Annotated in this window: 20 protein-coding genes; 14 read left to right on the top strand and 6 right to left on the bottom strand. The window is 75.9% G+C overall.

Translation table 11 applies throughout. The annotated features are described in order from the left end of the window. Positions 1 to 16 precede the first annotated feature (16 nt). From BMW85_RS25200 to BMW85_RS25160, 9 genes are all read left to right on the top strand, one after another. On the top strand, positions 17 to 319 hold the full coding sequence (locus BMW85_RS25200) for an ArsR/SmtB family transcription factor (RefSeq protein WP_091085867.1): 303 nt from the start codon (positions 17 to 19) through the stop codon (positions 317 to 319). Further along, positions 316 to 831 carry an SRPBCC domain-containing protein gene (locus BMW85_RS25195; protein ID WP_091085865.1) on the top strand — a complete coding sequence of 172 codons (516 nt, stop codon included), beginning with the start codon at positions 316 to 318 and terminating at the stop codon, positions 829 to 831. The genes BMW85_RS25200 and BMW85_RS25195 overlap by 4 nt, the downstream gene beginning before the upstream one ends. Before the next feature lie 81 nt (positions 832 to 912). Then, positions 913 to 1,503 carry a carboxymuconolactone decarboxylase family protein gene (locus tag BMW85_RS25190; RefSeq protein ID WP_091085863.1) on the top strand — a complete coding sequence of 197 codons (591 nt, stop codon included), beginning with the start codon at positions 913 to 915 and terminating at the stop codon, positions 1,501 to 1,503. Between the two features lie 48 nt (positions 1,504 to 1,551). Beyond that, positions 1,552 to 2,217, top strand: coding sequence for an alpha/beta fold hydrolase (locus BMW85_RS25185; protein ID WP_091085861.1), 666 nt, complete (start codon positions 1,552 to 1,554; stop codon positions 2,215 to 2,217). Positions 2,218 to 2,304: 87 nt separating this feature from the next. Further along, the gene (locus BMW85_RS25180) at positions 2,305 to 5,553 is read left to right on the top strand and encodes a DUF4132 domain-containing protein (protein WP_091085860.1); all 3,249 of its coding nucleotides are present in this window, start codon (positions 2,305 to 2,307) and stop codon (positions 5,551 to 5,553) included. Next, positions 5,550 to 6,626, top strand: a complete 1,077-nt coding sequence (locus BMW85_RS25175) for an ATP-binding protein (RefSeq protein WP_091085858.1) — start codon at positions 5,550 to 5,552, stop codon at positions 6,624 to 6,626. Before BMW85_RS25180 ends, BMW85_RS25175 begins: the two co-directional genes overlap by 4 nt. A 2-nt stretch (positions 6,627 to 6,628) precedes the next feature. Further along, on the top strand, positions 6,629 to 8,869 hold the full coding sequence (locus BMW85_RS25170; protein ID WP_091085856.1) for a DUF5682 family protein: 2,241 nt from the start codon (positions 6,629 to 6,631) through the stop codon (positions 8,867 to 8,869). Next, positions 8,869 to 9,990 (top strand): VWA domain-containing protein, encoded by a 1,122-nt coding sequence (locus tag BMW85_RS25165; RefSeq protein WP_091085854.1) that lies wholly within the window; start codon positions 8,869 to 8,871, stop codon positions 9,988 to 9,990. The genes BMW85_RS25170 and BMW85_RS25165 overlap by 1 nt, the downstream gene beginning before the upstream one ends. Continuing rightward, complete coding sequence (locus BMW85_RS25160) at positions 9,987 to 12,227, top strand: YehQ family protein (RefSeq protein WP_091085853.1); 2,241 nt, start codon at positions 9,987 to 9,989, stop codon at positions 12,225 to 12,227. Before BMW85_RS25165 ends, BMW85_RS25160 begins: the two co-directional genes overlap by 4 nt. 117 nt (positions 12,228 to 12,344) lie before the next feature. On the opposite strand, the gene BMW85_RS25155 is transcribed toward BMW85_RS25160, so the two are convergent. After that, positions 12,345 to 13,301 carry an NAD(P)H-dependent flavin oxidoreductase gene (locus BMW85_RS25155; RefSeq protein ID WP_091085850.1) on the bottom strand — a complete coding sequence of 319 codons (957 nt, stop codon included), beginning with the start codon at positions 13,299 to 13,301 and terminating at the stop codon, positions 12,345 to 12,347. A gap of 66 nt (positions 13,302 to 13,367) precedes the next feature. Between BMW85_RS25155 and BMW85_RS25150 the strand changes: the two genes are divergently transcribed. Further along, entirely contained in the window at positions 13,368 to 13,742 is a 375-nt protein-coding gene (locus BMW85_RS25150) for a YunG family protein (protein WP_091085849.1), read from the top strand. Positions 13,743 to 13,767: 25 nt separating this feature from the next. On the opposite strand, the gene BMW85_RS25145 is transcribed toward BMW85_RS25150, so the two are convergent. Beyond that, positions 13,768 to 15,396: a hypothetical protein gene (locus BMW85_RS25145; RefSeq protein ID WP_091085848.1), complete on the bottom strand. Its 1,629-nt coding sequence runs from the start codon at positions 15,394 to 15,396 to the stop codon at positions 13,768 to 13,770. 120 nt (positions 15,397 to 15,516) lie between these two features. Between BMW85_RS25145 and BMW85_RS25140 the strand changes: the two genes are divergently transcribed. After that, the gene (locus BMW85_RS25140; RefSeq protein ID WP_218155919.1) at positions 15,517 to 16,920 is read left to right on the top strand and encodes an NsdA family TPR-like regulatory protein; all 1,404 of its coding nucleotides are present in this window, start codon (positions 15,517 to 15,519) and stop codon (positions 16,918 to 16,920) included. Positions 16,921 to 16,935: 15 nt separating this feature from the next. Here the strand turns inward: BMW85_RS25140 and BMW85_RS25135 are convergent, their stop codons facing one another. From BMW85_RS25135 to BMW85_RS25125, 3 genes are read right to left on the bottom strand one after another with little or no spacing between them, the layout of a single operon-like run. Then, the gene (locus BMW85_RS25135) at positions 16,936 to 17,880 is read right to left on the bottom strand and encodes a hypothetical protein (RefSeq protein ID WP_091085846.1); all 945 of its coding nucleotides are present in this window, start codon (positions 17,878 to 17,880) and stop codon (positions 16,936 to 16,938) included. Between the two features lie 55 nt (positions 17,881 to 17,935). Next, a complete protein-coding gene (locus tag BMW85_RS25130; protein ID WP_091085843.1) occupies positions 17,936 to 18,790 on the bottom strand; it encodes a haloalkane dehalogenase in 855 nt (284 codons plus the stop codon). 11 nt (positions 18,791 to 18,801) lie between these two features. Further along, positions 18,802 to 19,182 (bottom strand): pyridoxamine 5'-phosphate oxidase family protein, encoded by a 381-nt coding sequence (locus BMW85_RS25125; protein WP_091085841.1) that lies wholly within the window; start codon positions 19,180 to 19,182, stop codon positions 18,802 to 18,804. An 85-nt stretch (positions 19,183 to 19,267) separates the two neighbouring features. Between BMW85_RS25125 and BMW85_RS25120 the strand changes: the two genes are divergently transcribed. Then, complete coding sequence (locus tag BMW85_RS25120; protein ID WP_091085839.1) at positions 19,268 to 19,834, top strand: TetR/AcrR family transcriptional regulator; 567 nt, start codon at positions 19,268 to 19,270, stop codon at positions 19,832 to 19,834. On the opposite strand, the gene BMW85_RS25115 is transcribed toward BMW85_RS25120, so the two are convergent. Beyond that, on the bottom strand, positions 19,782 to 20,795 hold the full coding sequence (locus tag BMW85_RS25115) for a DUF418 domain-containing protein (RefSeq protein WP_177240870.1): 1,014 nt from the start codon (positions 20,793 to 20,795) through the stop codon (positions 19,782 to 19,784). The genes BMW85_RS25120 and BMW85_RS25115 overlap by 53 nt on opposite strands. A gap of 137 nt (positions 20,796 to 20,932) precedes the next feature. On the opposite strand from BMW85_RS25115, the gene BMW85_RS25110 reads away from it, so the two are divergent. Together BMW85_RS25110 and BMW85_RS25105 are read left to right on the top strand one after the other, a co-directional pair. Next, positions 20,933 to 22,144, top strand: a complete 1,212-nt coding sequence (locus BMW85_RS25110) for a sensor histidine kinase (protein WP_245775048.1) — start codon at positions 20,933 to 20,935, stop codon at positions 22,142 to 22,144. Beyond that, on the top strand, positions 22,141 to 22,800 hold the full coding sequence (locus BMW85_RS25105) for a response regulator (RefSeq protein ID WP_091085834.1): 660 nt from the start codon (positions 22,141 to 22,143) through the stop codon (positions 22,798 to 22,800). The genes BMW85_RS25110 and BMW85_RS25105 overlap by 4 nt, the downstream gene beginning before the upstream one ends. The last annotated feature ends 29 nt before the right edge of the window (positions 22,801 to 22,829 follow it).

Genomic DNA, 22,829 nt, shown 5'->3' with positions numbered 1-22,829 from the left:
TGGCAATATGAACGGCATGAGCGCCTACGCAGCCCTGGCGGAGCCGCATCGCAGGCGGATACTCGACCTGCTCCGCACCGGTGAGCGGCCCGCCGGCGAGCTGGTGGAACATCTCGACCTCAGCCAGCCCGGCGTGTCCAAGCACCTCAAGGTGCTCCGCGAGGCCGGGCTCGTCGCCGTGCGCACGCACGGCAAGCAACGCGTCTACTCGCTGCGCCCCGAACCTCTCGCCGAGGTCGCGGAGTGGCTGGAGCCCTACCGGATGCTCTGGTCCCAGCGTCTCGACGCCCTGGAACGACACCTGGAGGACAACCCATGACCGACGGCACCCTGGAGACCATCGGCGGACGCCCGGCGCTGCGCTTCGAGCGCGTGCTCGCCTTCCCCGTCGAGCGCGTGTGGCGGGCCGTCAGCGTGCCGGACGAGCTGCGGGCCTGGTTCCCCGCGGCCGTCGACTGGACGCCGGCGGTCGGCGAGACCTTCGACGCCGGCGGCGCGACCGTCGAGGTGACCGAGGTCGATCCGCCCCGCCGCCTGGCCTGGACGTACGCCGGCCAGCCGTACAGCTTCGACCTGACCGCCGACGGCGACGGCTGCCGCCTGGTCTTCGTGCACGTCATCGACGACCTCGGCCTCGCGGCGCAGACCGCGAGCGGGTGGGACGCCTACCTGTCGCGGCTGGAGCCCTACCTGTCGGGCCGGACCGTCACCGAGGAGGAGGCCCACAAGGGCTGGGAGGAGACGCACGAGCGTTACGCCGCGCGCTTCGGCGTCGACCCGGAGCCGGGCCGCCGCTTCGCCGCCTCCCTGCGCGGGGACGCCGGCGCATAGTGGGCCTGTGCCGGCGCGCGGGAAGCGGGCATGCTGAAGGGCCGGACGGAGTGTCCGGCCCGACGCGGCACTGGCGGTGGCATGAGCAACTTCCTTCCCGAGCCCGAGCTCGGCGAGGCGGCCCAGCGGCTCTACGACGAGGACCTGGCCGACAACGGATACGTGATGAACCTGTCCCGGCTGTGGGCCCACCAGCCGGCGGCGCAGGACAGGCTGTTCGGCCTGATCGGCGAGGTGGCCGCGGCCGGTGGGCTGACGCTGCGGCAACGCGCCGTGCTGGTCACCGCGTGCGCCTCCACGATCGGTGACTCCTACTGCTCGCTGGCCTGGGGGACCAGGCTGGCGGCGGTCGCCGGGGCCGAGACGGCGGCGGGGCTGCTGCGCGGCGACGACGCCGGGCTGGAGGAGCCCGAGCGGGCGATGGCCGCGTGGGCGCGCAAGGTGGCCCGCGACCCCAACGCCACCCGCCCGGAGGACGTCGAGGAGCTGCGGGCGGCCGGGTTCGGCGACGGGCAGATCTTCGCGATGACGGCGTTCGTCGCGTTACGGCTGGCGTTCTCCACGGTGAACGACGCGCTCGGCGCGCGGCCCGACGCCGCCCTGCGCGCCGCGGCTCCCGAGCCCGTACGCCGCTCCGTCACCTACGGCAGGCCCGCCGAGACCGTCCCGTAGCGGGCGCCCGTCCGATGAGTTTCCGCGCCGCCACCGGTCTCCACCGGCATGACGACTTACGCGCTCATCCACGGCGGCGGCGGTAGCGCCTTCGACTGGCACCTGGTCGAGGCCGAGCTGCGCGCCCGCGGCCACGACCCGGTCGCGGTGGACCTGCCGACGTCCGACCCCGGGGCGGGCCTCTGGGACTACGCCGACACCGTCGTCCGTGCGGTCGCCGGGCGCGGGCCGCTCGTGGTGGTGGCCCACTCCTGGGGCGGCTTCGTCGCCCCGCTCGTCTGCGCACGCGTGCCGGCCGCCGCGCTCGTCCTGGTGACCGCCATGATCCCGGCCCCTGACGAGCCGCCGGGGGACTGGTGGGAACGCAGCGGGCGGCCCCCGTCCGACATCGACGACGAGCACGAGCTCTACTTCCACGACGTCCCCCGTGATCTGGCCCGCCAGGTGCTGGACCACGACGGCGCGCTCGCCGCCCACATGAACATGGACCGGGCGTGCGCCGAGCCCTGGCCCCTGCCCGCCTGGCCGGACGTGCCGACGAGATACCTGCTCTGCCGCGACGACCGGCTCTTCACCCCGGACTTCGTCCGCCGCCACGTCAAGGAACGGCTCGGCCTCACCCCTGACGAGATGCCCGGCGGCCACATGGCGATGCTGTCGCGACCGGCGGAACTGGCCGCCTACCTGGCGGGGATCCTCCCCGCCGCCCCCTGACGCCACGACGGCCGCCGGTTTGTCGGTCGGTCTCGCCATACTCACCGCTGACGATCAAGAAGACCGGCACAGCGTGGAGGTATCGGCATGACCGCACACGAGGGCGACGAGGACCGGCTGACCATGCCGGCGGCCTGGCTGCGCGCGCTCTGCCCGCGGCGGGGCGGCGTCGAGGTGGCGGTGAAGGGGCCCGATCCCGCCGCGCCCGGCCGGCTCGCCGCGACGCTGGACGGCCACCGGCAGCAGCTTCTCGACGCGCTGGCGGCGTGCCCCGACCCCGAGCCGCGCGCGGCCGGCCTCGCCTGCGTCGAGGGGGAGTCCCCGGCCACGCCCCTCGGCGCGGCGGTGGTCGCCGAGCTGATGACTTTCCACGCCTCTGACGACCAGACCTGGCAGTCACTGCTCGCCGACGCCTGGCTGGCCGGACCAGGCCCGGTGTTCGCGGCGGCGGCCGTGGCCGAGCACGCCTGCCTGGACATGATCCACAGCAAGGGCGTCTGGACGGTCCGGCGGCTGGACGACGCGAGCTCCCCCAGCCACTGGACCGCCTGGAAGCGGATGGAGGCCGCCGCGCGGGTCCGCGCCGCCCTCGCCGCCGCGCCGGACGCCACGTACGCCGAGGCCGTCGCGGCGCTGGCCGCGTCCCGTGACGGCGGGCTGCACCACCGGGTGGCCGCCTCCTTCCTCGCGCCGACCGAGACCGGCTGGGTCGAGGCCGACTGCGCCGAGGTGAGCCACGTCAACCCGGAGCTCTCCGCCCGGCTGCTCGCCGCGGTCGGCACGCCGGAGCAGGCCGCGCTCATCGCCGGCCACGTGCACGGCTCCAGCGTGACGCACTCCCTGGCGCTGCCCGCCACGCTCGTCGACGGCCTGGGCCTGGCGGCCGTGCCGCTGCTGACCGGCTGGCTCGGCCAGTCCTACGACTCCGCGGGCGAGCGCCGGCTGCTGGAGGTGCTCGCCGAGCTGCCGGGCGACGCGGCCATGCGGGCCATCCTCGACCGCATCGACGACAGGTATGCTCAGCCCGCGTTCCTGCGCGCGGCGGCCCGCTTCCCGCGCCGGGCGATGCGCCTGCTCGCCGCGTCGCACGGCAAGACCGTGGACGGGCTGCTGCGCGTCCACGTGGCGACCCACCCCGACCTGGTGCCCGAGGTGGTCCCGGCGCTCGGTGAGGCCGCCGCCCAGCGGATCGGCAGGATCGCCTCGGCCCCGCCCGTCGCCGTCGCGCCGGCGGAGGCCCTGCCCGAGGTGCTGGTCAGCCCGCCGTGGACGCGTCCGCGCACGGTGCGCAAGCCGGTCGTGGTGAGCGGCCTGACCTGCCAGGACGAGCCCTCCGTGACGTGGGGGCCGGGGGAGCGGGACGCCTGGCTCGCCGCCCCGCCCGACCACTGGGGCCGGGTCTACGGCCGCACCTGGAAGGACATCGCCGACGGCCGCGGGCGGTACGACTGGAGCGACGTGGTCGCGCTGTTCATCGCCGGGCCCGAGGAGCTGGCCGCACCGCTGCTCTCCACCTGGCGGCTCGGCGGTCACTGGCACTGGGGCACGGCCGACTGGCTGCCCGGGGTGGCCGCCAGGTTCGAGCTGGCGGCGCTGCCCCTGCTGCTGGACACCGCCCGGCACACCCCGAGCGGCGCCGGTCCGTCGCTGCTCCCGTTCGCCGCACCGGAGATCGCCGTCCTCATGGCCGACTGGCTGGCGCGGCTGAAGTCCGTCCGCGCCACCGCGCTGGCCTGGCTGTCCCGCCATCCCGACGCGGCCGCCAGGGCGCTCGTCCCCGCCGCGCTCGGCAAGCCGGGCGCGGCCCGCCGGCAGGCCGAACGGGCGCTCACGGCACTGGTCACGGGCGGCCACCGCGACGCCGTCGCGCGGGCCGCCGCCGGCTACGGCCCCGCCGCCGAGGCCGCGATCGGCGACCTGCTCGCGGCCGACCCGCTCGACGCGCTGCCCGCCAAGATGCCCGTTCTGCCCGAATGGGCGGACGTCGCGGTCCTCAGCCCGATCCGGCTCCGCGGCGACGCCGGCGCCCTGCCCGCCGAGGCGGCCCGCCACGTCACCACCATGCTGGCGATCTCCCGGCCCGGCGAGCCGTACCCCGGTCTCGACGCGGTCCGGCAGGCGTGCGACGCCCGCAGCCTCGCGGACTTCGGCTGGGCGCTGTTCCAGCGCTGGCAGGCGGCCGGTCACCCCGCCAAGGAGAGCTGGATCATGGACGCGCAGGCGCTGGTCGGCGACGACGAGACCGTACGCCGGCTGGCCCCGCTGATCAGGACCTGGCCCGGCGAGAACGGGCACGCCCGTGCCGTCGCGGGCCTGGACCTGCTGGCCGGCATCGGTTCCGAGGTCGCGCTGATGCACCTGCACGGCATCGCGGAGAAGGTGAAGTTCGGCGGGTTGAAGAAGCGGGCCCGCCAGAAGATGGACGAGGTCGCCGCCGAGCTCGGCCTCACCCCGCAGGAGCTGGCCGACCGGCTGGTGCCCTCCTTCGGGCTGTCGGCCGACGGCAGCCTCACCCTCGACTACGGCCGCAGGCGGTTCGTCGTCGGCTTCGACGAGCAGCTCAAGCCGTACGTCACCGACGCCGCGGGCAAGCGACTGAAGAACCTCCCCAAACCGGGCGTCAACGACGACCCCGAGCTCGCGCCCGCCGCCCACCGGCGCTTCGCCGGGCTGAAGAAGGACGTGCGCGCCGTCGCCGCCGACACCATCCGCCGCCTGGAGCGGGCCATGGTCGACCGGCGCCGCTGGAGCGCCACCGACTTCGAGCGGCTGCTCGTCGGCCATCCGCTGCTCTGGCACATCGTCCGCCGCCTCGTGTGGGGCCGCTACGACTCCTCCGGCCGGCTCGTCGGCGCCCTGCGCGTGGCCGAGGACCGCACCTTCGCCGACGCCGCCGACGATCCGCTGACGCTGCCCGGCGACGCCGTCGTCGGCGTGGCGCACCCGCTGGAGCTGGGGGAGGAGGTGGCAGCCTGGGCGGAGGTGTTCGCCGACTACGAGATCCTGCAGCCGTTCCCGCAACTCGGCAGGGAGACTTACACGGCCGACGAGGCGCTGCTGGCCGAGATCTGCGGGGCCAAGATCCCCACCCACGCGGTGCTCAGCCTGGAACGGCGCGGCTGGCGGCGGGGCGACCCCCAGGACGCCGGCTGGCAGGGCTGGATCGAGCGGGACGTCCCCGGCGGCGGCACCGTCGCCGCCGGCCTCGACCCGGGCGTCGCGATCGGCTGGATCGACATGAACGAGACGCAGACGCTCATGGGCGTCAGCGTCGACGGCCTCGACCCGATCACCGCCTCCGAGATCCTGCGCGACCTGAGGGAGATCACCCGATGAGCGAGCGCGCACAGCGGCCCCCCGCCGAGGTCCGCCACGCCGACGAGCTGGCCCGGCTGCGCGAGCACGACGCCGACGACCGGCCGCCCGGCTGGGCGCTCAGCCTGCGGGCCGCCCGGCGCTTCATCCTCGGCGACGACGCCCTTGGCGTCAGCCGCAAGTTCGTGGGCGACGCCTCGCTCATCGACCGGTCCCTGGTCGCGCTCGCCACCCAGCGCGGGCTGATGCTGGTGGGGGAGCCGGGCACCGCCAAGTCGCTGCTGTCGGAGCTGCTCGCCGCCGCCGTGAGCGGCACCTCCACGCTCACCGTCCAGGGCGGCGCGGCCACCACCGAGGACCAGATCAAATACTCGTGGAACTACGCGCTGCTGGTCGCCGAGGGGCCGTCCACCCGGTCGCTGGTGGCCGCGCCGCTGCTGCGCGGCATGGCCGAGGGCAAGGTGGTGCGGTTCGAGGAGATCACCCGCTGCCCTCTGGAGGTGCAGGACTGCCTGCTGTCGCCGCTGTCGGACCGGGTGCTCGCCGTCCCGGAGCTGACCGGCCCCGAATCGATGGTGTTCGCCCAGGAGGGGTTCACCGTCATCGCCACCGCCAACACCCGCGACCGCGGCGTCAACGAGATGAGCGCCGCGCTCAAGCGCCGCTTCACCTTCGAGACCGTCTTCCCCATCGCCGACTTCGACACCGAGCTGCTGCTGGTGGAGTCAGAGGCCACCGCGCTGCTGCGGCGCTCCGGCGTCACCGCGCCGCCGCGCCGCGACGTGCTGGAGGTGCTCGTCACCACCTTCCGCGAGCTGCGCGAGGGTCAGAACGCGCGCGGCGACGTCACCGACCGGCTGTCCGGCGTGATGAGCACCGCCGAGGCCGTCTCGGTCGCCCACGCTGTCGGGCTGCGCGGCTGGTTCCTGCGCGGCGAGCCGGGCACCGCCGCCGACCTGGTCGCCTGCCTGGCCGGCACCGCCGCCAAGGACAGCCCGGAGGACCTGGCGAAACTCCGCCGCTACCTGGAGCGGCGGCGGCACGGCGCCCAGTGGAAGGCCCTGTACGACGCCCGTCACCTCCTGCCGGGCTGACGATGACGGTCACCTTCCTCGGCGTGCGGCACCACAGCCCCGCCTGCGCCCGGCTGGCCGCCGACATCGTCGCCGCCGTACGGCCCGCGTACGTGCTGGTCGAGGGCCCGGCGGACATGAACGACCGGATGGACGAGCTGCTGCTGGGCCACGAGCCGCCGATCGCGGTCCACACCGGCTACCGCGACCCCGGCCGCCGGCACGGCTCGTGGACGCCGTTCTGCGACCACTCACCGGAGTGGACGGCGCTGAACGCGGGCCGCGCCGCCGGCGCCGAGCTGCGCTTCATCGACCTGCCCGCCTGGCATCCCGCGCTGGCCGGCGTACGCAACCGGTACGCCGACGCCGAGGCCCGCTACGGCGAGGCCACCGCCCGGCTGTGCCGTGACTTCGCCGTGGACGACGCCGACGCGCTGTGGGACCACCTGTTCGAGATCGAGCCGGCCGACGGGCTGGCCGAACGCCTGGCCGTCTACTTCGACCTGCTGCGCGGCGACACCGAGGCGGGGCCGGACGACACCGCCCGCGAGGCGTACATGGCCCACTGGGTCAGGGCCGCCGCCGCACACGCGGACGGGCGGCCGGTGGTCGTGGTCACCGGCGGCTTCCACCGCCCGGCGCTGATCCGGCTCGCCGAGGACGGGGACCGGAGCTGGCCGGAGGTGCCCCGGCCGCCGGACGGCGCGACGGCCCGCAGCTACCTCGTGCCGTACTCGTTCCGGCGGCTCGACGCCTTCGACGGCTACCAGGCGGGCATGCCGTCGCCCGGCTACTACCAGCACCTGTGGGAGCACGGCGCCGCCGGGGCCGGCCGGCTGCTCGTCGAGGCGGTCGTCGCCCGGCTGCGCGCCCGGCGTCAGCAGGTCTCGACCGCCGACCTGATCGCCGCCCGCGCCGCCGCCGACGCGCTCGCGCTCATGCGCGGCCACCGCCACCCGGCCCGCGTGGACGTGCTCGACGGCCTGGCCGGCGCGCTCGTCAGTGAGGCGATCGAGACGCCCTTGCCCTGGGCGAGCCGCGGCCCGCTCCAGGCCGGCGCGCACCCGGTCATCGTCGAGATGATCGCCGCGCTCAGCGGCGACCGTACGGGCCGGCTGCACCGGGACACCCCGCTGCCGCCGCTGGTCCACGCGGTCCTCGCGGTCCTCGGCGAGCCCGGCGAGGAACGCCTCGACCTCGGCGAGGAGACCGGCCGCGAGCGCAGCCGGCTGCTGCACCGGCTGCGCGTGCTGGGCGTCCCCGGCGTGCTGCGCACCTCCGGGCCGAGCCCGGCGGGCGGCGCCGAGCTGACCGAGCGGTGGGAGCTGACCGACTCCGACGAGCGCCTGCCCGCCCTCATCGAGGCCGGGGCGTACGGCGTCGACCCGCAGGAGGCGGCGGCGGCCGTACTCGCCGAGCGCGTCCCCGGCGCCGACCTGGACGAGCTGGCCGGCGTCCTGCTCGACGCCGCGCTGTGCGGCGTCGGCGAGCTGACCGGGCAGGTGCTGGACGACCTGGCGCGGGCCGTCGGCAGGGCGGCCGACCTGGGCGCGCTGGGCCGCACCCTCGCCGTCGTCCTCGCCATGTGGCGCCACGGCGAACTGTTCGGCACCAGCGGCAGCGCCACCCTCGGGGCCGTCGTACGGGCCACGGCGGAGCGGGCGCTCTGGCTGGCCGAAGGCGTACGCGGCGGGCCCGCGCCGGCCGACCTGCGGCGGATCGAGGCCATGGCCGCCGTCCGCGACGCGCTCAGGCACGCCGGATCGGCGCTCGGCCTGGACACGGAGGCGGCGCTCGGCGTCGCCGACCGGATCGCCGCCTGCCGGGACGCGCCGCCCGACCTGCGGGGAGCCGCGCTGGGCCTGGCCTGGACGCTGCGGGGCCACGCCGCAGGAGACCCCGGGCGGGCGGTACGCGGCGCGTTCGTCCCCGCCACGGCGGGCGACTGGCTGGCCGGGCTGTTCGCGCTCGCCCGCGAGGAGGTGCTGCACACCGCCGGCGTGCTGGAGCTGCTGGACGAGCTGGTCGCGGCGATGGCCGACGACGACTTCCTGGTGGCGCTGCCCGCGCTGCGCCAGGCGTTCGGCTTCTTCCCGCCCCGCGAGCGCCACCTCATCGCCACCCGGCTGACCGGGCTGCGGGGCGGCGGCACGTCCCCCTGGGACCTGATGAGACTGGACGCGGCCCCGGAGCTGGTGGCCGCAGGCATGGCGCTGGACGAGCGGGCCGACGCCGCACTGCGCAGAGAAGGACTGATCCCCTGATGGCCGACCCCACACTCGAACGCTGGCGGCTGCTGCTCGGCGAGCCGGGCGCCGCCTGTCTCGGCGGGCAGCCGCTCGACCCGCGGGCCGCGGCCCGCGACGCCGCACTCGACTGGCTCTACGGGCGCGACGAGGACCTCCGCAGGCGCGGCGTACGCCGGCAGGGCGGATCAGGGCCGTCGTCGCTGACCACGTTCGGCTGGCTCGACGACATCGCCAGGCTCTTCCCCAAGGAGACCGTCGAACGGCTGCAGCGCGACGCCGTCGAGCGCTACGAGATCCACGACGTCGTCACCGACCCGGACGTGCTGGCCCGCATCGAGCCCAACCCCGCCCTGCTCCAGGCGGTGCTGCGCACCAAGCACCTGATGAACCCGCAGGTGCTGCGGCTGGCCAGGCGGATCGTGGAACGGGTCGTCGGGCAGCTCATGGACCGGCTCGCGACCGAGGTCCGCAGCGCGTTCACCGGCGCCAGGGCGCGCCGGGCCGGGCGCCTGCGGCGGGCCCGCGACTTCGACGTGGTGCGGACCGTACGCGCCAACCTCGGCCGCTACCAGCCGGAGACCGGCAAGCTGGTGATCGAGACGCCCCTGTTCTTCTCCCGGACCCGCCGCCACCTCCAGCCGTGGCAGGTGATCCTGCTCGTCGACCAGTCCGGGTCCATGGTCGAGTCGGTCATCCACTCGGCCGTCACCGCGGCCTGCCTGTGGGGGCTGCCCGGCGTACGCACCCACCTCGTCGCGTTCGACACCGACGTGGTGGACCTCACCTCCGACGTCGACGATCCCGTGGAGCTGCTGATGAAGGTCCAGCTCGGCGGCGGCACCGACATCGCGCGCGCGGCGGCGTACGGGGCGGGCCTGGTGGAGCAGCCGCGCCGGGCGATCGTCGTGCTCATCTCCGACTTCTACGAGGGCGGCGATCCGCACCGGCTCGTACGGGTCGTACGCGGCCTGGCCGAGCAGGGCAGCAAGGTGCTGTGCCTGGCCGCGCTCGACGAACAGGCCGACCCCGCCTACGACCGGGAGCTCGGGCAGCGCCTGGCCGACGCCGGAGCGCACGTGGGCGCCATGACGCCCGGCGAGCTCGCGTCCTTCGTCGCGGAGCACGTGGGCCGATGAGGACCGACCTGCTCGCGCTCACCACCGACTCCCTGGCCGCGCTCACCAACCGCGGCCTGGTCAAGCGGGCCGCCAAGGAGGCCACGCCGGAGCTGCGGCTCGACGCCGACGGCACCGTGCACGGCGGCTTCCCCGGCGGGCCCGACACGAGCCTGCCGCCGGGCGGCCTCGACGCGGCCCGCTGCACCTGCGGCGCGATCGGGGTGTGCCGGCACGTGATCGCGGTAATCCTCACCTACCAAACCCTCCCCACCACCCCCGCCTCCCCGGAGTCCGGTCCCGCAGCGCTGGACTCCCCGGCCCCTGCCTCTCCGGAGCTCGGTGCCGTAGCGCTGGACTCCCCGACCCTCGCCTCCCCGGAGGCTACTTCCGTGGCGTCGGCCATCGCGGCCCCCGCCTCCGCGGCCCCCGCCTCCGCGGCGCCCGGTTCCGCGGCGCCCGCTACGCATGAAACGCTCGCGACGCATGGGACAATCGCGACCCCTGCGGCTTCCGGGACGGTGAAGACGCTCGGGACATCCGGAACGCCGGGGACGACGGCCGGGACGCTCGCCAGGCCGGGGGAGGAGCCGGGGGCCTGGTCGCCGGGGCAGGTCACCGATGACGAGCTCACCGCCAGGCTCGGCGCCCGCCTGATGAGCGCCGCCCGCCGCGCCGAACGGGCCGGCTACACCGCCCGGATCAGGCGGGCCACCCCCGCCGACCAGGTGCCGCAGGTCGAGCTGCCCACCGCGACCGTGCGCTTCCTGGTCCCCGGCGACCTCGGGTTCGTCCACACCGACGCCGTCGCGGGCAGCCGCGACGACGTCATCGCCCTGGCCGTGTGGGCGTTCCGGGTCGCCGACGAGCTGCACCCCGGCGTTCCCGACGCTCGCGTCGATGTCGGCGGGCAGGCCGTGACCGCGTCCGGGTCCGGGGCCGCGGCCGGGCTGGAACGCGCCCTCGCACTGGCCGGCACGGTCCTGCGCGAGGGCGCCGCGCACCTCGGCCAGGGCCTGGAGGCGACCGTCGCCGACGTCACGCGCCACCTGGACGCCGCCGGGCTGCGCTGGCCGCTGCTGGCCGTCGGCGACCTCGCCGAACAACTGGCCGCCTACCGCGACCGCGCCGCCCACTACCGCCCCGAACTGCTCGCCGGGCACCTCGCCGAACTGCACGCCCGCCGCCGTGCCGCGACCCGCCAGGACGCCGCCCCGCGCAGCAGCGTGCTCGGCACCACCGAGGCCGCCGAGACCCCGCTGCGCCGGGCCCGGATGGAGGGCCTCGGCTGCCGGGTCCGCGCGTTCGGCGACCGGCGGATCGCCGAGATCTACCTCGCCCACGCCGACGCCGCCATGGTGCTGGTCCTGCGCCGCCAGTGGGAGGGCGACGACGACGGGGCCGCGCTGGCCCGGCGGCGGATCGCCACGTCCACGCTGGCCGGGCTGGCCGCCGGCAGCGTGGTCACCGAGTCCGCCGTACGCAGCGCCAGCCGTACGGTCCGGCTGGCCACCGGGCGCGTCTCCCGTACGGACGTCAGCTCGTCGCGGGGCGACTGGGACGCCTTGCCGCCGTCACTGAAGGTGACGGATTTCGCGGTGCTCGGCCGGGAGCTCGACGCCCTCCCGCTCCGCCTCGTCCGGCCGCGTGTCGAGGCCGAGCTCGTCAGGGCCGTCGCCGTCGCGGCGGTCGAGTCCATCGCGTACGCGCCCGGCGACCAGCGGCTCGATGCCGTCATCGCCGACCGGGCGGGCAACCTCGCCACGGTCAGCGCCACCCACGCCGCCTCCGCGCCCGGCCGGCTCGACGCGCTGGCCGCCGTACTCGCGGGCGAGGAGGGAGAGCTGAGCTTCGTCAGCGGCATCGTCGGACGAGCCGGGGCCGGAGCCGGGGTCGTCATCGAACCGATCGGGCTGGCGGCGGGCGGCCGCGTGATCGTCCCCGACCTGCGGCCCGCCACCGGCGGCACGCTGACACCCACATGGGACGACGAGCCAGAGCCGCCGCTGACCGCCGCACTGACCCACGCCCGCGCGCTGCTCGCCGAGGCCGCCCACCACGGCCTGTCCCACCTGCCGCCCACCTACGACGCCCGGCTCGACGCCGCCGCGCACCGGCTGACGGCCCTCGGCCTGCACCGCGTCGCCGCGGCCGTCACCGCCTTCGCCGCCGCACGCGCCGCCGGCTCCGCCGAAGCGGCGGAGCGGACCTGGGTTGACGCCTACTTGCGCCTGGACGCCGCCCTGGAACTGAGCTGAGGCCCGAGGACATCAGGACCGGCGCCAGGGCCGTGCCGGGGCCGTCCGCGCCAGGGGCATCAGGGCCGTGCATGTCCGTGCCGGGGTCATCAGGCCGAGGTCATCAGGCCGAGGTCATCAGGGTCGGGCGAAGCGGGACAGCAGCTCGTCCACTGCCGCGAACCCGGCCACCACCTCGGCGGCCGGGCGCTCGTGCCGGACCAGGCCGACCGCTTGCCCGGCGTAGACGAACGCGGCGTCGTAGTCGCCGTCCCGCCGCGCGGCCGTCAGCTCGTCCCGCGCCGCCTCGTTCTCGCCCAGCTCCTCCTCCTTCCCGTGCCACCGGTCGAAGAAGGTGTTGCGCAGGGCCCGACCTCCGTACTCGGGCGGCCAGGCCAACCGCTGGGCCACGTCGAAGACCCGGCCGTACGCCGTCCCCGTCTCGCCGGCGGCCAGGACCCGCGCCCGCGCAGGCCCGGAGAGGGCCGTCTCGGCGCAGCCGAGGAACGCCGTCCCCGCCCACCCGCCCTCGGCCCCCGCCGCCAGCACGGCGGCGAGGCCGCGCGCCGTCGCGATGCCGCCCGCCGCGAGCACCGGAACGTCGACCGCGTCCAGGACGCTCTGCAGCAACGGCAGCGTCGCCACCTCGTCGCGCCCGTGCCCGCCGCCCTCGCCGCCGCGCGCCACGACGACGTCCACGCCGGCGCGCTCGGCGTCCAGCGCCTCCTCCGTGGTGCCCGCTTGGGCGGCGACGGTGATGCCCGCGCCGCGCAGCGGCTCGACGTACGGGCCGAGGTCGCCGTAGCTGACGGAGACGAGCGCGGGACGGGCGGCGAGCACCGCGTCGAGCTGCTCGGGATTGCCCGGCAGCGCCCACGCCATCAGCCCGATCCCGTACGGCCGCCCGCTCCCTGCGGCGACGGCGGCCTGCTCGGCCACCCACGAGCCCGGCGCTTTCGCCGGCACCCCGAACATGCCCAGCGCGCCCGCCGCCGACACGGCCGCCGCGAGCCTGCCGTCGCCGGCTCCCGCCATCGGCGCTCCCACCAGCGGCACGTCCAGCCCGAACCGTTCGGTCAACCAGGTACGCGGCATCGTCCTGCTCCTTCATCTCACCTCGGTATCGACGGAACTGTCGTACCCGAATGCGAGACTTCCGGGATGCTGAACGTGGACGAGTTGCGGCCGCTGCTGCGCGCCGCCTGGGGGCCGGACACCTGCGATCCCGCGAGCCTCGACGAGTGGCGGCCGGACAACCCGGCGAGAGGCCAGTGCGGGACGACGGCGCTGGTGGTGCAGGACCTGCTCGGGGGTGATCTCATCCTCGGCGAGGTCCACGTCGACGGTGCCCGGACCTCCTACCACTACTGGAACCGGCTGCCGGACGGCACCGAGACCGACCTCACCGCCGAGCAGTTCGGCCCCGATGAGGTCGTCTCCGGTGGCACCGTCCAGCAGCGGCCGCCGGAGGGTCCCCGGCGCTGCCGTGAGCAGTACACACTGCTGCGGCAGCGGGTGCTCGCCGCCCTGACCTGACGGGCGCCTTGCGGGATCCGTGCCGCTACGGTCGCGACCAGGGCACGAGGAGCCCGCTCACGGCCGACAGGATCGTCCGGGTGAACGGCGACACGCTCGCCGGCCCGTGGAACGGCCGCGTCCCGCCCCCGGTCACCCCCTCCAGCGTGCCCAGATCGGCCCCGGGGTGGCAGGCGATGTCGGGCCCCGGCAGGTCGGCCAGCAGAAACTCGCCGTCGTCGCTACCGGCCTGCGACGGATGCGCGGCGCGCCGCACCCAGCGCGCCCGCCCGTCCCGGTCGAGCCGGTAGACGCCGGAGCCCTGCCCGCCCGCCATCCGCGCGGGCGGGCCCTCGGCCAGGCGCAGCCGCACCGCGAACGGCCCGCCCGGCTGGGTGGCGCGCAGCAGCGTGAGCTGGTTGAACTCCGCCGCGTCGCCGAGCCAGCCCACCGGCCGGCCGAGCATCACCGCGAGCTGCCCCAGCACGAACGGCGGCAGCCCTGCCGCCTGCTGGTTGACCGCCTCCACCTCGTCGCGCCGCTGCCGCCGCCACCGCAGCGCGGTCAGGTAGATCCGCTCGTCCGGCGTGAGGAGCGCGTCCACGCCGAACATCCCGGCGGCCCCATACCTGCGCCAGGCCCAGAGCGCCACCCGTTCCGCGCACTCGATGAGCAGCGCGGCGGCGGGCGCCGGCCAGGGCCGCGACCAGTCGGCGCCGGCGGCGCTCACGGGGCCGAGGGACGGCTCGGCCACGCAGGTCGTCAGGTGCGCGGGCCGGTCGGCGTACACCTGGACGCCGCCCCTGCCGTCCGGGACGCTGAGCACGGTGATCGCGACCGGCCAGCCGTCCACGTACGCGGCTACCCGGTACGGCCCGAGCAGCCGCGCCGCGCGGCCCATGTCACCCTCCCCGGACACGATCACCGTGCCGCTCCCGCCGGGCCCGCCCGCCTGCACCACCACGCGCTCGGCCCCGACCGCTCGCCGCAGCTCGGCGGGCGACGGCAGCCGGTCCACGTACGCGCTGCGGACCCGCGCCACGGCCGGCACCCCGGCGGCGCGCAGGAGGTCGTCGAGGAGCGGCTTGGACTCCAGCGTGCCCCGTACGCCGGGGTCGATGGAGGCGGGCGTGCCGCCGGGACCGGCCAGCTCGGCGAGCCGGACGTCCGCGCCGCCGGTGACGACGACCGGCGGGCGGTCCAGCTTGAGCAGGTGCCGGGCGGCCTCGTGGCGCACCCGGCGCGGCCAGCCGTGGCGCTCGGCCACCGAGCGCACGCGGGTGCGGTCCTCGGCGGCGACGACCAGGTCCGCCAGGCCGGGGTCCCAGGCCGCGTAGCAGCCGATGGCGAGCGCGGGCCGCAGCGCCGCCACGGCGGACGGGCCGGTGTAGCCGGTGCGCAGCGCGCTGGTGCACCGGTCCACGACGACCAGCGGCCGACCGGCGAGCACCTCGTCCCGCACGGCCTCCGCGTCCCACCGCGCCGCCCAGACGTCCTTGACCGAACGCCTGTCCCGCTGCACCACGCCGGCGTCCCACTCGCCGGCGTCCGGCTCGCGGGGATCCCGGTCTTTGGGGTCCCACTCCCTGGGGTGGGTCCACTCGCCGGGGTCCCGGTCTCTGTCGACGACCGCGCCGATGCGACGGGACGATCGTTTCTCCGGCTCTCCGCTCATGTCGCCGCCCCCGCCATAAATCGTCCTTCAGACCGCTGTGTCACGGTCCGCACTATTGACGGTGCTCTGCGTGGAGCGCAGAGTCGAGGGCACCAGGATGTGAAGCGATGTGAAGCTGCGATGCCGCCCCGCCGCACCCACCCCGTCGCCAACCGGGCCCTGGCCGCGCTGATCGAGCAGGCCGCCTGGACCCACGCCGCCCTCGCCCGCCACGTCAACGCGGCCGCCGCCGTGAACGGCGACCCCCTCCACTACGACCGCTCGGCCGTCGGGCACTGGCTGACCGGCACCGTCCCGCGCCCGGAGGCGGTGGCGGCGGTGCTGGAGGCGTTCCGGCGGCGGCTGGGCCGTCCCGACCTCACCGCCGCGCACCTCGGCTGGCCCGACCCCGGCGCCGGGCCGCCCGACGACCCCTGGCACGGCGACCCCGTGGCCCGCCTGGCCACGCTGGGGGAGGACGACCTGCTGAACCGGCGCGCGGTGCTCACGGCGGGCACGTTCACGCTGGCCGCGCTCTCGGGCCTGGCGGCGAAGGCACGCGTCCCTGCCGCCGCGGAGGTCGCGGCCGAGGTCGCCGCCGGGGTGGCCGCGGGGGCCGCCGCGCGGATCACGTCCGGCGGCCGGGCCCCGGCCAGGGCGGGCGCGGCCGACGTCACCAGGATCCGCGCCGCGACCGCGGGCTTCGCCGACCTCGACGACCAGTACGGCGGCGGCCACGCCCGCGCCGCCGTGGCCGCCTACCTGGCGCGGGAGGTGACGCCGCTGCTGCACGGCACGTCCGGCCGCCGCCGCCCGGACCTGTTCGGTGCGGCGGCCGAGCTGAGCTATCTGGCCGCGTACATGGCGATGGACGCGGGCGCGAACGCCCTGGCCCAGCGCTACTACATCAGCGCCGTCCGGCTCGCCGACGAGGCCGGCGACCTCGTGTCACGCGCGACCGCCCTGCGCAGCATGGCCGTGCAGGCCGCCGAGCTGGGCCACGACAAGGAGGCGCTGGCCCTGGCCGAGGCGGCCGCCTCCGCGCTCGGCGGCCACGGCCCGCCGCGTACGCAGGCATGGGTCACCGGCATGCGCGCCGAGGCGCACGCCGCCGCCGGCACCCGCCACGACGCGCTGAACCTGCTGCACCGCACCGAGAGGCAGCTCGAACGCGCCGACTCCCGCCCCGAGTCGGAGTGGACCGGCAACTACCGGCGCGAGTCGCTGGAGCACCAGATCGGGCTGACCCTGACCAGGCTCGGCGACCACGCCGGGGCCGCCCGCCACTTCGCCGCCTCCATGGACGCCCGCCGCCCGGTCGAGCGGCGCACCCGCACCCTCATCGGGCTGCGGGCGGCGCACGCGTTCCTGCGCGCCGGGGACGTCGAGCGGGCCGCGGTGACCGTGCTCGGGCTGAGCGAGGACGTCCGGCTGGTGGCCTCCGCCCGCGTCCGCGGCGAGCTGCGCGAACTGCGGACGGCCTGGCAGCCGTACCGGAGGACCGCCCTCGTCGCGGAGGCCGACCGCGTGCTGCGCGGCGCGTGACGGACCGCGGACCGGCTAGACGTCGTGGGTCCAGAGGGTCAGCAGCTCCTCGGCCGCGGCGGTGCGCGGCGTGACGCTCCTCTCCTCGTGGTCCACCTCGATCTCGACGGGACGCAGGTCGGGGACGAGCCCGCTGCCGAGCGCCTGCTCCTCGGGCAGGTCCTCGTGCGCGCCGGGCCGCCACCAGTAGACCTGCGGGGTGAGCGGGTGCTCGCCCTGCTCGACATGTGTACGGCTGAGCGACTGCATCGTCTCCATGGCCGCGACCAGGTGCACGTCGCCGATGACGTGCACCAGCACGTACTCGGGGACGGGGAACGACACCAGGGCGCCCAGCCCGGCGTGCCGCAGATGCCGGGTGAGCACGTGCGCGTGGGCGCCGACGTAGCGGTGGGTCTGCCCGATGTGCGTGATCGGCACGCCCCAGAGCTGCTGGGTCTCGACGTAGTGCGGCTCCCGGTGGATGGAGGCGCGCAGCGCGGCGCCGAACACCTCGTTCTCGGTGCGATGGCCGAGGTCGGAGCGGTTGAGCGGGACGATGGAGTCAGGCAGGTCCATCACCACCGTCTCGACCAGGCCCGGCGCGAGCGGGCGGGTCGCCAGGGCCGCGAGCAGGCCGGGCGGGTCGGCGAGCGCCTGCTCGGTGTAGAGGCGGATCCGCAGGGAGTCCTCGGCCAGCAGCCGTTCGATGTCGACCGCGGACGCCTCGGCGAGGGCCCGGGCCCCGGCGTGGTGGCGGCGCATCCCCTGGACGAACCCGCGCGCGAACTCGGCGGCGAACCCTGGGATCTCGGACGGCGGCAGGAGGCCCGCGTGCTCGGTGTAGGTGGTCACGTCGGCGGGGACGTCGCCGATCTCCGGCAGGCTGACGCTGACGGTCGTCGGGCCGACGAACCTGGCCTCGACGTTCTCGCCCGCGAAGGCGCTGATCAGAGCGTGGACGGCGACGTCCTGGACCATCGTTCGTTCTCCTCGGACCGGTGGGCAGCCTTCCGATGGTAGAGGGACGCGGCCGTCAGCGGGTCAGGGCCGGCGACCACGACGCCAGATCTGCCGCGATGACCAGCGGATGGTCCTCCGGAGTGTGGTGCCCGGCCACCTCGTCGTGCTCGCGCACCTCCAGCGAGGCCATGGTGGCGGCGCACCACTTCACCGTCTCCTGCGTCCACATCGACCCCGGGCCGGGCCGGAAGCCGATCAGCAGCTTCGGCACCTCGGGGCTGTCGGCCGCCCACCGCCCGAACGCCTCCATCCTCGCCACCACGTCCGCGGGCTCGCCGCCGAGCGGCATCGACCGCGGCCACCGCAGCAGCGGCAGCCGGCTCTCCCTCGTCGGGTACGGCCGCAGGTAGACCTCCAGGTCCTCCTCGGCCAGCGGGGTGGCCATGGTGGCGGGCAGGCCGCGCAGGAAGGCGTTGTCGTCGAGGATCATGGACTCGCCCACGCCCTCGGTCCTGATCGCCCGGAACAGCTCCCGGCCGCCCTCCGGGAACTCCTCCCAGCTCATGGGCTTGACGACGGCCTCGGTGAAGGCGATGCCGCGCACCCGGCCGGGATGGCGGGCGGCCCAGTCGAAGGCGAGCGCGCCGCCCCAGTCGTGGCCCACGAGCAGCACGTCGTCGAGCTCCAGGGCGTCGAACCAGGCGTCGAGGTAGCGGGCGTGGTCGGCGAAGGTGTAGTCGACGGGCGGTCTGCCGGACTCGCCCATGCCGATGAGGTCGGGGGCCAGGCGGCGGCCGGGCCCGGCGGCGGGCATGACGTTCCGCCACAGGTGGGAGCTGGTGGGGTTGCCGTGCAGGAAGACGACCGGCGCGCCGGAGCCCAGCTCGCGGTAGGACATGGTGGAGTCGAGGACGTTCAGTACGGGCATGAGGGTTCCGTTCAGATGTTGAGGGTGGTGACGCGGCTCACCGCGATCTCGACGACGACCCGGCCCGGAGGGGCGGGCGGCGGCGAGCCGTAGCGGAGGGTGTAGCGGCGGACGGCCTCGGCCACCCGCCCGCGGTCGGCGGACACCGTGGCGGCGCCCTCCAGCGTGGCCCAGCGGAAGCCGTCCACCTGGCAGAGGGCCGCGTGCGGGTCGGCCGTGAGGTTGCGGGTCTTGCGGGCGCCGGCGACGGTCAGCACGCGGGCCAGGGACGCGCCCGCGTCCCAGGTGAAGCGGACGGCCGTCACGTGCGGGGTGCCGTCGGGGCGCAGTGTGGTCAGGGTGGCCACATCCGGCCCGGCGAGGAAGCGGAGCAGTGGCCGTGACGGGGTCATGATCCCCTCCGAGAGAGTTAGTTAGCTGACTGACTGAGATCGAGACCATAGCGCGCCCCAGAAGCGGTTGTCTATAGTGAGTGAGATGACTGACTCAACGAGGGCGGGCAAGCGCGAGCGGCTCGCCGCGGCCGCCGCCCGGGTCCTCCACGAGCAGGGCGTCGAGAAGACGACGCTCGCCGACATCGCCCGCGCGGCCGACGTGCCGGTCGGCAACGTCTACTACTACTTCAAGACCAAGGACCAGCTCATCGGGGCCGCCATCGACACCCACGGCCGCGAGCTGGAGACCCTGATCCACCGCCTCGACCGGCTCCCTGACCCACGGGACCGGCTCAAGGCCCTCGTCGGCGGCTGGGTCGGGCAGAGCGACGTCACCGCCCGCTTCGGCTGCCCCACCGGCACCCTCGCCTCCGAGCTGGACAAACGTGACGACGGCCTCGACCGGGCCATCGCCACAGTCATGGGGGCGCTGCTCGACTGGATGGAACGGCAGTTCGCCGCCATGGGCCGGGCCGACGCGCGGGAGCTCGCGGTCGCCCTGCTGGCCGCCTATCAGGGCGTGTCGCTGCTCACCAACACCTTCCGCGACCCCGCTCTCATGCGGGCGGAAGGGCGGCGGCTGGAGCGCTGGATCGACTCCCTCGCCTGAAGGGCGGCCGGCGGGCCCACGTCGCCCACCGCCACGACCACTCCAGCGGCCCCTGACGGAACCACCGCAGCCACAACGCCGACCAGACCCACTGCAGGACGAGGACGCCGCCCGCGATCGACAGCACCGTCGCCGTGGACCAGCCGTCCGGCGAGCCGCCCACCAGGCGGGCGGCGAGCAGGACCAGCACGGTGGCCGTCAGGTAGTTGGTCAGCGCCATCCGCCCGAGCGGGGCGAACACGGCCCGCAGGAACCGCCCCAGCGGGGTACGCAGCAGCACGAGCACGGCGCAGACGTACGCGCCCGCGGTCAGCAGCCCGGCGGCCCCCATCGCCCGCGAGTCGCCCGTGCCGCTCTGCAGCCATGCCAGCGGCGCCGCCGCGGCGGAGAAGGCCAGGCACAGGAGGGCCGGCACACGGGTGGAGTCCTCGATGCGCGCGGTCACGCCGTACCTGGTGAGCGCCGAGCCCAGCAGGAACAGCCCCGGCACCAGCCCGAACGTCCCCGCCCCCGTCGCGAGCGCGGCCACGACGACCACGCCCGACAGCCCGGCCACCGCCCGGCGCGGCAACCAGGAGGAGGGCAGCAGCACCGCCAGGCCGACGACCGCGTACACGGTCAGGATGTCGCCGTACCACAGCAGGAACATGTGAGCGAGCCCCAGCGCGAGCAGCGCCAGGAGCCGGCGCAGCAGGAGCAGCCGCGGCCGTCCCACCTGCCGCCCGGCGGACTCCAGCAGCAGGGAGAAGCCCACGCCGAACAGGAACGAGAAGATCGGGAAGAACCGCTGGTGGACCAGCAGCCCCAGCCAGGCGTCGCCGGCGTCGCCTCCGCCGGTCCGCACGGCCAGGGCGTCGCCGGCGTGCGCGATGGGCTGGACGTTGGCCACCAGGATCCCGCACAGCGCGAGGCCGCGGATCACGTCGAGCGCCCCGATCCTGGGGCGCGCATCCCGTGTCATATGTTCTCGTGACATGGCCCCACATCCTCGGGACCGCGTGGGAGCGGCGGTACGGGCCGGAAGCAGGGTTCGCGGGCGGCGGGAGTCATACTTTCGGCCGGTACGGCGGGAAGGGCCCGGCTTCTAACCTGAGCGGCGTGACTGACCGGGACCAGCCGGCCGCGCGCGACCGGGCGCCCGGCGACCGAGCCTCCGCCGTGAGCGCCGACGGCGCGGCGTGCGGGCGGCTGCGGTGGGTGGCGGACGCCGGGCTCGGCGCGATCCTCGCCGGACTTCTGGCGTTCTGGGCGTACAGCGTGGCGACCTCCTGGGGGCCCGGCTACTGGGCGTTCGGGTGCGTGGCGGGGGCGGCCGTGTCCGCGATCGCGCTGGCACGGCGCCGGCGCAAGGCGCTCGCGGCGGTCGCGGGCCAGCTCGTGGCGCTGTCGGCCGCGCTGGTGTCCCACCTCGCCGGGCTGCCCGCCGAGCCGGGGCCCGCCGCGGCGCTGGCCCTGGCCGTGCTCACGGCCTCGGCCGTACGGACCCTCGCGCCCCGCGCCGCCTGCGCCGTCGCCCTGGGCGGGCTGGTCGTGGTCGCCGCGACCGGCCTGCGGGCCACCACCGGGATCCCGCCCGTCACGGTCCTGAACGCCGGGGCGTGGCTGGCCGGGCTGGCGGCCGGGCTCGGCGCGCGTACGCTGGCCGCCCGCCGCGAGGCCATGGCCGAGACCGTACGCCGCCACGAACGCCTCCAGCTCGCCCGCGAGCTGCACGACGTCGTCGCGCACCACGTCACGGGCATCGTCCTGCAGTCGCAGGCCGCCCAGGTGCTGGCCCGCCGCCGCCCCGAACACGTCGGGAGCGCTCTGACCGGCATCGAGACCGCCGGCGCCGACGCCCTGGCCGCCATGCGCCGGCTCGTCGGCCTGCTCCGCGACGCGGCCCCGCCCGCGCCGCCCCCGGAGAGCCTCGCCGGCCTCGCCGCCCGCTTCGACGGCCCGCCCGTCCACCTGCGCCTGCCGGAGCAGGACGAGGACGGCGCCACCTGGCCGCCGGAGGTCACCGCCACCGTCTACCGCGTCGTCCGCGAAGCCCTGACGAACGTCTCCCGCCACGCCCGCGCCGCCCGCTCCGTCCACGTCACCGTCGCCCGCGAGCCCGGCACGCTCACCGTCGAGATCACCGACGACGCCCCGCCCGCCCCCGCCCGCCGCCGGCGCGCCGCCACCGGCTACGGCCTGCTCGGCATGCGCGAACGCGTGACGGCACTCGGCGGCACCCTGCACGCCGGCCCGCGCCCCGGCGCGCCGGGCTGGTCCGTGCGCGCCGCCCTCCCGCTGCCCCCGCCCACCGGATCGGAGCCGCGATGAGCATCAGCGTCCTGCTCGCCGACGACCAGGCGCTCGTCCGGGCCAGCCTGCGGGTCATCCTGGAGGACCAGCCCGACATCCGCGTCGTCGCCGAGGCCGGGGACGGCGACGAGGCCATCGCGCTGGCCCGGCGGCTGCGTCCGGACGTGTGCCTGGTCGACGTCCAGATGCCCGGCGCGAACGGCATCGAGGTGACCCGCGCGCTCGCCGGGCCGGGCGTCCCGTCCCCGCTGCGGGTGGTCGTCGTCACGACCTTCGGCCTCGACGAGTACGTCCACGGCGCGCTGCGCGGCGGCGCCGTCGGCTTCGTGCTCAAGGACGCCGGCCCGGCCCTGCTGGTCGAGGCGGTACGGGCGGCCAGTGCGGGAGACGCCCTGATCTCCCCGTCGCTCACCCTGCGCCTGCTCCGCCACGTCACGGCCGCCGGTCAGGCGTCCGGCGACCGGCGTCCGGCGACGCCGCTGTCGGAGCGCGAGGTGGAGGTGGCCCGCGCGGTCGCACGGGGGCGTACGAACCCGGAGATCGCCGCCGAGCTCTTCATCTCCCTCAGCACCGTGAAGGGGCACATCTCCGCCATCCAGGCGAAGCTGGGCGTACGCAACCGGGTGGGGATCGCCTCCTGGGCCTACGAGACCCGGCTGACGGACGCCCCGTGACCCGGCCGCCGGACCGGAGAAGACGGCCG

The organism is Nonomuraea wenchangensis (genome assembly GCF_900111685.1).
Classification (GTDB): domain Bacteria; phylum Actinomycetota; class Actinomycetes; order Streptosporangiales; family Streptosporangiaceae; genus Nonomuraea; species Nonomuraea wenchangensis.
This window is presented reverse-complemented; position numbering and strand designations above follow the sequence as displayed.

Coding starts and splice junctions, on each gene's coding strand:
- BMW85_RS25150 (WP_091085849.1), top strand. CDS start 13,368: ATGCTGAACGTGGACGAGTTGCGGCCGCTGCTGCGCGCCGCCTGGGGG.
- BMW85_RS25120 (WP_091085839.1), top strand. CDS start 19,268: ATGACTGACTCAACGAGGGCGGGCAAGCGCGAGCGGCTCGCCGCGGCC.
- BMW85_RS25115 (WP_177240870.1), bottom strand. CDS start 20,795: ATGACACGGGATGCGCGCCCCAGGATCGGGGCGCTCGACGTGATCCGC.
- BMW85_RS25195 (WP_091085865.1), top strand. CDS start 316: ATGACCGACGGCACCCTGGAGACCATCGGCGGACGCCCGGCGCTGCGC.
- BMW85_RS25135 (WP_091085846.1), bottom strand. CDS start 17,880: ATGGTCCAGGACGTCGCCGTCCACGCTCTGATCAGCGCCTTCGCGGGC.
- BMW85_RS25190 (WP_091085863.1), top strand. CDS start 913: ATGAGCAACTTCCTTCCCGAGCCCGAGCTCGGCGAGGCGGCCCAGCGG.
- BMW85_RS25140 (WP_218155919.1), top strand. CDS start 15,517: ATGCCGCCCCGCCGCACCCACCCCGTCGCCAACCGGGCCCTGGCCGCG.
- BMW85_RS25200 (WP_091085867.1), top strand. CDS start 17: ATGAGCGCCTACGCAGCCCTGGCGGAGCCGCATCGCAGGCGGATACTC.
- BMW85_RS25165 (WP_091085854.1), top strand. CDS start 8,869: ATGGCCGACCCCACACTCGAACGCTGGCGGCTGCTGCTCGGCGAGCCG.
- BMW85_RS25170 (WP_091085856.1), top strand. CDS start 6,629: ATGACGGTCACCTTCCTCGGCGTGCGGCACCACAGCCCCGCCTGCGCC.
- BMW85_RS25175 (WP_091085858.1), top strand. CDS start 5,550: ATGAGCGAGCGCGCACAGCGGCCCCCCGCCGAGGTCCGCCACGCCGAC.
- BMW85_RS25155 (WP_091085850.1), bottom strand. CDS start 13,301: ATGCCGCGTACCTGGTTGACCGAACGGTTCGGGCTGGACGTGCCGCTG.
- BMW85_RS25130 (WP_091085843.1), bottom strand. CDS start 18,790: ATGCCCGTACTGAACGTCCTCGACTCCACCATGTCCTACCGCGAGCTG.
- BMW85_RS25185 (WP_091085861.1), top strand. CDS start 1,552: ATGACGACTTACGCGCTCATCCACGGCGGCGGCGGTAGCGCCTTCGAC.
- BMW85_RS25160 (WP_091085853.1), top strand. CDS start 9,987: ATGAGGACCGACCTGCTCGCGCTCACCACCGACTCCCTGGCCGCGCTC.
- BMW85_RS25105 (WP_091085834.1), top strand. CDS start 22,141: ATGAGCATCAGCGTCCTGCTCGCCGACGACCAGGCGCTCGTCCGGGCC.
- BMW85_RS25125 (WP_091085841.1), bottom strand. CDS start 19,182: ATGACCCCGTCACGGCCACTGCTCCGCTTCCTCGCCGGGCCGGATGTG.
- BMW85_RS25145 (WP_091085848.1), bottom strand. CDS start 15,396: ATGAGCGGAGAGCCGGAGAAACGATCGTCCCGTCGCATCGGCGCGGTC.
- BMW85_RS25180 (WP_091085860.1), top strand. CDS start 2,305: ATGACCGCACACGAGGGCGACGAGGACCGGCTGACCATGCCGGCGGCC.